The organism is Kitasatospora sp. NPDC059571 (genome assembly GCF_042735675.1).
Classification (GTDB): domain Bacteria; phylum Actinomycetota; class Actinomycetes; order Streptomycetales; family Streptomycetaceae; genus Kitasatospora.
This window is the reverse complement of the sequence record NZ_JBHWBW010000332.1, coordinates 3,399-8,883: the sequence shown is the minus strand read 5'-3', so window position 1 is coordinate 8,883 and position 5,485 is coordinate 3,399. Positions and strand designations below refer to the sequence as shown.

The following is a 5,485-nucleotide window of genomic DNA, read 5'->3' as shown; positions in this document are numbered from 1 at the left end:
CGGGACGGCACCGCGCCGTCCCGCCCGGCCTCCGCCGCGTTCATGGCGGTTACTCGCCAGTGGCGGGGCAAAACCGGACGAAGGCACCCACCGGGCGGGCCGTTAGGCCGCGTTACCGATCCTTGATCCGGGCCCGGTCGACAACGCGCACGCGGGATCAGCAGGATGTGCTCCCAGCCGGGCCACCGCCCGTACCCCTCCCCGACGGCCGGCCCGTTGCACCGCTCCGCTGGAGACCCTGTGACCAAGCCCCGGTTCCCGCTCGCCCTGACCGCCTCCGCGGCGGCCCTCGCCCTCGCGCTCTGCGCGTGTTCGAGCACCGGCTCGGCGGACGCGGCACTCGACGCGCGGTCACGGGCCGGCGGCCCCGGCGCCCCGCGGATGACCCAACTGTCCGTCAATGCGCAGCCCCGCACCGCGCTTCGCCGCGGCGGCACGCTGCAGTGGGCGATCGACCAGCTGCCGACCCAGTGGAACCCGCTCCAGGTGGACGGTGCGGAGCCCGCCACCACCGCGGTCATGAAGGCGCTGCTGCCGACGTTCTGGCGGTCGGACGCGAGCGGCGGCCAGAGCCCGGACACCGACTTCCTGCTGGACGCGAAGGAGTCCACCGCGGCGGGGCACCAGACGGTCGTCTGGACGCTCAACCCGAAGGCCCGGTGGTCCGACGGCACCCCGATCACCTGGCGCGACCTGGAGGCCACCTGGAAGGCGCTGAACGGCGCCGACCCGCAGTACCGCAGCTCCTCCACGGCCGGCTTCGACCGGGTCGGCTCCGTCACCCGCGGCCAGGACGACTTCCAGGCCGTGATGACCTTCGACAAGCCGTTCTCCGAGTGGCAGGCGATGTTCAACAACGTGGCCGGCGCGCCGCTGCTGCCGGCCCGCTACACGGACACCCCCGACGGGTTCAACACCGCCTTCCTGGACCGCATCCCGGTCACCGCCGGCCCCTTCCGGCCGGCCTCCGTCGACCGCACGGCGCAGACCGTCACCCTGGAGCCCGACCCGTCCTGGTGGGGCGACCGGCCGCTGCTGGACCGGATCGTCTTCCGGGCGATGGACGCGGGCGCGATGGCCGACGCCTTCGCCCGCGGCCAGGTGGACTACTTCGACATCGGCCCGGACGCCGCGGCCTACCGCAAGGTGCTGGCCACCCCCGACGGCGAGGTCCGCAAGGCGGGCAGCCCCAACACCCGGGCCCTGGTGCTGAACGGGCGCAGCCCGCAGCTCGCCGACCCGGCGGTGCGGCGGGCCGTGGTGCAGGCGATCGACCGCGAGGCGGTGGCGCACACCGCCCTGCAGGGCCTGGACTGGACGTACACGCCGGCCAACAACCACTTCCTGGTGCCGGGGCAGAACGGCTACCGGGACAACTCCGGCGGTCTGAGCCAGTACGACGTCGACGCCGCGGACCAGGCGCTGGAGGCGGCCGGCTGGCACCGCCCGGGCTTCGCGATGCGGAGCAAGGACGGCAGGCCGCTGACGCTGCGCCTGGTCGTCCCGGCGGGCAGCCCGGCGGCGGCGGGCGAGAGCAACCAGATCCTGGAGATGCTCGCGCTGGCGGGGATCCAGGTCGACATCACGACCGTGCCGGCCGCCGCGTTCTTCGAAACCTACGTGAACCGGCACGACTTCGACCTCACGCTGGTCGGCCTGTTCGGAACACCCTTCCCGGCGACGTCGTCGAGCGGTACGTTCCAGCAGGACGCCGGCGCCAACGCAGCCCAGGTCGGCAGCCGGGCGCTGGACCGGGCACTGGCCGACGCGGCGTCAGCCGCCAGTACGGGGGAGGAGTACGACGCGATCAACCGCGCCGACGCGGAGGCCTGGCAGGTGGCCGGCCTGGTCCCGCTCTACCAGCGCCCCGCCGTGTACGGTGTCCGCCGCTCCGTCGCGAACCTCGGCGCCCCCGGCCTCACCGATCCGGTGTACGAGAACATCGGCTTCCAGAAGTGACCGCCGCGGAAATGCGCGGCGAATACTCGCCACTGGCGTGAATTTGCCAGTTCCGCCGCGACCGAATTGGCCGCCGCCCCCACTCCAGCATGGCCCCGAATTAGCCTTCGCACACCCAAAAACACTAGTGTCCGATTATCGGACACATGAATACGGTCGACAAATGCCGACAATGCCCCCGAAGCGGACACGCGTTCTACGCGCATCGACCGACCGGCAGACCGAACGGCGTGTCCTGATAGCGGAGTTACGTCCCGCACGTTACGGACGCGTGAACAGCATTTGGTCATCTATGTCCACTTTTGACCGTCTCAGTGACGCCATGTCAAGCCGTTTGAGACTACGAAGTGGTTGATATTCCAGCACGAAGCAAGAAATAGCGGTCCAGCAACTGAGGAACTCTTGACGTTCGATTAACGACTTGCAAGAGTCCGTGCATCCAAACTTTTCTCCTTGCTGCATCACAGACCAACGGTCGGGAGCATTAGCACCATGACGACGCCAACTGGGGCCACGACGGACGGCGACAGCGTCCTCGTCGGGTCCACGTCGGACCTCGCCGGCAACACCCCGGCCGACGCCCAGTCAGATCCCGGCTTCCGCGGGCTCTCCCCCAGCAAGCTGATGTGGCGTCGCTTCCTGCGCGACCGCACCGGTGTGGTGAGCGGCATCGTGGTGCTCGCCTTCGTGATCGTCGCGCTCCTGGCGCCGCTGATCTCGATGGTCTACGGCAAGGACCCGGTCACCCACTACGGGCAGAACGACCCCAGCCTGCTGACCGACTCGGGCCTGCCGGTGCAGCCCAACGGCGGCATGAACGGCGACTTCTGGTTCGGTCTGGAGCCCGGCCTCGGCCGCGACCTCTTCACCCTGCTGATCTACGGCATCCGCACCTCGCTGCTGATCGCCGTAGCGACCTCCCTGATCAGCACGGTCATCGGCGTGGCCCTCGGCATCGCGGCCGGCTACCTGGGCGGCAAGACCGACTACTTCATCGGCCGGGTGATCGACATCCTGATGTCGTTCCCGTCGCAGATCTTCCTGATCGCGACCATGCCGGTGGTCAGCAGCCTCCTGGTCGCCGACAACGAGGCGCAGCCGACCTGGCTCTCCTTCACCTCCGTGACCATCGTGCTGTCGCTGCTGGGCTGGATGTCGCTGGCCCGCATCCTGCGCGCCACGACCCTCTCGCTGCGCGAGCGGGAGTTCATCGAGGCCGCGAAGGTGACCGGCGCCTCGCCGCTGCGCATCATCTTCAAGGAGCTGCTGCCCAACCTGTGGACCCCGATCCTGGTGCAGTCCACCCTGGCGCTCCCCGCCTTCGTCACCGCCGAGGCCGGCCTGTCCTACCTCGGCGTAGGCGTCACCGAGCCGACCCCCGACTGGGGCCGGATGATCGCGGACGCCGCCGGATACCTGCGTACCGACGTCACCTTCCTGCTCTTCCCGGGCCTGGCCATGGTGCTGTTCGTCCTCGCGTTCAACCTGCTCGGCGACTCCGTCCGGGACGCCTTCGACCCGAAGGCCAACCGCTGACCCCACACGGGCCGAGCAGCCCCACAGACTCCGGGGGGATGGGCACCCCAGCCCCGGGCACCCAACTCAAGTTGCAGACACCTTCCACAGGCAGGATGAAGATGAACGCTCGCAAGTCGCGGCGGCTCGCCGCCGCCATCATGGTGGCCGGGGCCCTGACCGTCACCACCGCGTGCTCCAGCGGCCACTCCAACGGCGACGCCGCCCCCGGCGCCTCCAAGGCGCCGGTCAAGGCGACCACGATCTCCATCGGCACCGCGGCCGACTCCACCGGCCCGGCCGTCGCCGAGCCGAACGCGAAGAAGGGCGGCACGGTCAACATGATCGACCGCGACGACTTCTCGCACCTGGACCCGGCGCAGATCTACCTGAACTACAACAGCGAGGTCTCGCTCCTCTTCACCCGCCAGCTGACGGGTTACAAGTACCTGCCGGACGGCAGCCAGAAGCTGGTCGGCGACCTCGCCACCGACACCGGCACCACCACCGACGGCGGCAAGACCTGGAAGTTCACGCTGAAGGACGGCGTGAAGTGGCAGGACGGCACCGCGATCACCTCGGCGGACATCAAGTACTCGATCGAGCGCACCTTCGCGCCGTTCGTGAAGTCCGGCCCGACCTACATCCAGGCCTGGCTGGCCGGCGACAAGTACCGCGACGCGTACCCCGGCCCGTACGAGGGCAAGGAGCTGGACGCCGTCCAGACCCCGGACGCCAAGACGGTCGTCTTCACCTTCAAGGACGCCCACCCGGACGCCAACTTCACCCTGGCGATGACCGGCTACGGCGTGGTCCCGAAGGCCCAGGACACCAAGGACGCGTACGACAAGAAGCCGTTCTCGTCCGGCCCGTACCAGATCGCCGACCACGTCACCGACAAGTCGCTCGACCTGGTCCGCAACCCCAACTGGGACCCGGCCACCGACCCGATCCGGAACGCCTACCCGGACAAGTGGCACATGGAGTTCGGCGTCCAGGCGCAGCAGTCCACCGAGCGCTTCATGGCGGACAACGGCGCGGACAAGACCGCCTTCAGCTTCCACAACCAGGTCCACACCACCTACATCGACCAGGTCAAGGCCGACGCGAAGCTCAAGCCCCGCACCCTCGAGGGCCTGACCCCGTACGTGGACTACTACTTCATCAACAACACCCGCATCAAGGACCAGAAGGTCCGCGAGGCGCTGATCCGGGCGTTCCCGCACCAGCAGACCCGCCAGCTCCAGGGCGGCACCACGTACGGCGACTACGCCACCACGTACATGAGCCCGACCACCCTGGGCTACGAGGCGAACGACACCTACGACATCCTGAAGAAGCCCCAGGGTGACCCGGAGGCCGCGAAGAAGCTGCTGACCGAGGCCAACGCCGTCGGCCAGACCATCGTCTACGCGTACAACAACACCCCGGTCCAGCAGAAGGTCACCGAGGCGATCCGCGTCGCCCTGGAGGCGGCCGGCTTCAAGTTCGTCCCGAAGCCGCTCGACGCCAAGACCTACTACGACGCCATCGGCCTCGTGAACAACGAGTACGACCTGTACTGGGGCGGCTGGGGCGCCGACTGGCCGACCGGTTACACCTCGCTGCAGCCGGTCTGGGACGGCCGCACCATCGCCGACGGTGCGTCCAACTACGCCCACACCAACGACCCGCAGATCAACAGCGCGATCGACGCCGCGGTGAAGATCGCCGACCCGGTCGAGCAGGGCAAGGCCTGGGCCGCGATCGACAAGCAGCTGCAGGAGAAGGCCGTGTCCATCCCGGACGTCTACCAGCGCTCGCTGAGCCTCTACGGCTCGGGCCTCGGTGGCGTCAAGTTCGACACCCTGTTCGGTCTGCAGTCCCCGCTGAACATCTACGTCAAGTAGTCCTCAGCACAGCGCAGTAGCCGCGGTGGGGGTCACCCCCCAGCTCTCCGCCTCCCCACCCCGCGGGCCCCCCAACCCGAAACCCCCCCCCCCCCTCCCCCCCCCCGCCAACGCCGCCCCCC

3 protein-coding genes are annotated in these 5,485 nt (G+C 69.0%); all 3 read left to right on the top strand.

The features are described from left to right. Nucleotides 1-240: 240 nt before the first annotated feature. The 3 genes from ACFV0G_RS28305 to ACFV0G_RS28295 all read left to right on the top strand — a co-directional run bounded on the left by ACFV0G_RS28305 (nucleotide 241) and on the right by ACFV0G_RS28295 (nucleotide 5,363). Nucleotides 241-1,959 (top strand): ABC transporter family substrate-binding protein, encoded by a 1,719-nt coding sequence (locus ACFV0G_RS28305; RefSeq protein ID WP_380553963.1) that lies wholly within the window; start codon nucleotides 241-243, stop codon nucleotides 1,957-1,959. A gap of 492 nt (nucleotides 1,960-2,451) precedes the next feature. Further along, entirely contained in the window at nucleotides 2,452-3,495 is a 1,044-nt protein-coding gene (locus ACFV0G_RS28300; RefSeq protein WP_380553960.1) for an ABC transporter permease, read from the top strand. A 101-nt stretch (nucleotides 3,496-3,596) separates the two neighbouring features. Next, nucleotides 3,597-5,363: an ABC transporter substrate-binding protein gene (locus tag ACFV0G_RS28295; RefSeq protein ID WP_380553957.1), complete on the top strand. Its 1,767-nt coding sequence runs from the start codon at nucleotides 3,597-3,599 to the stop codon at nucleotides 5,361-5,363. Nucleotides 5,364-5,485 lie beyond the last annotated feature (122 nt).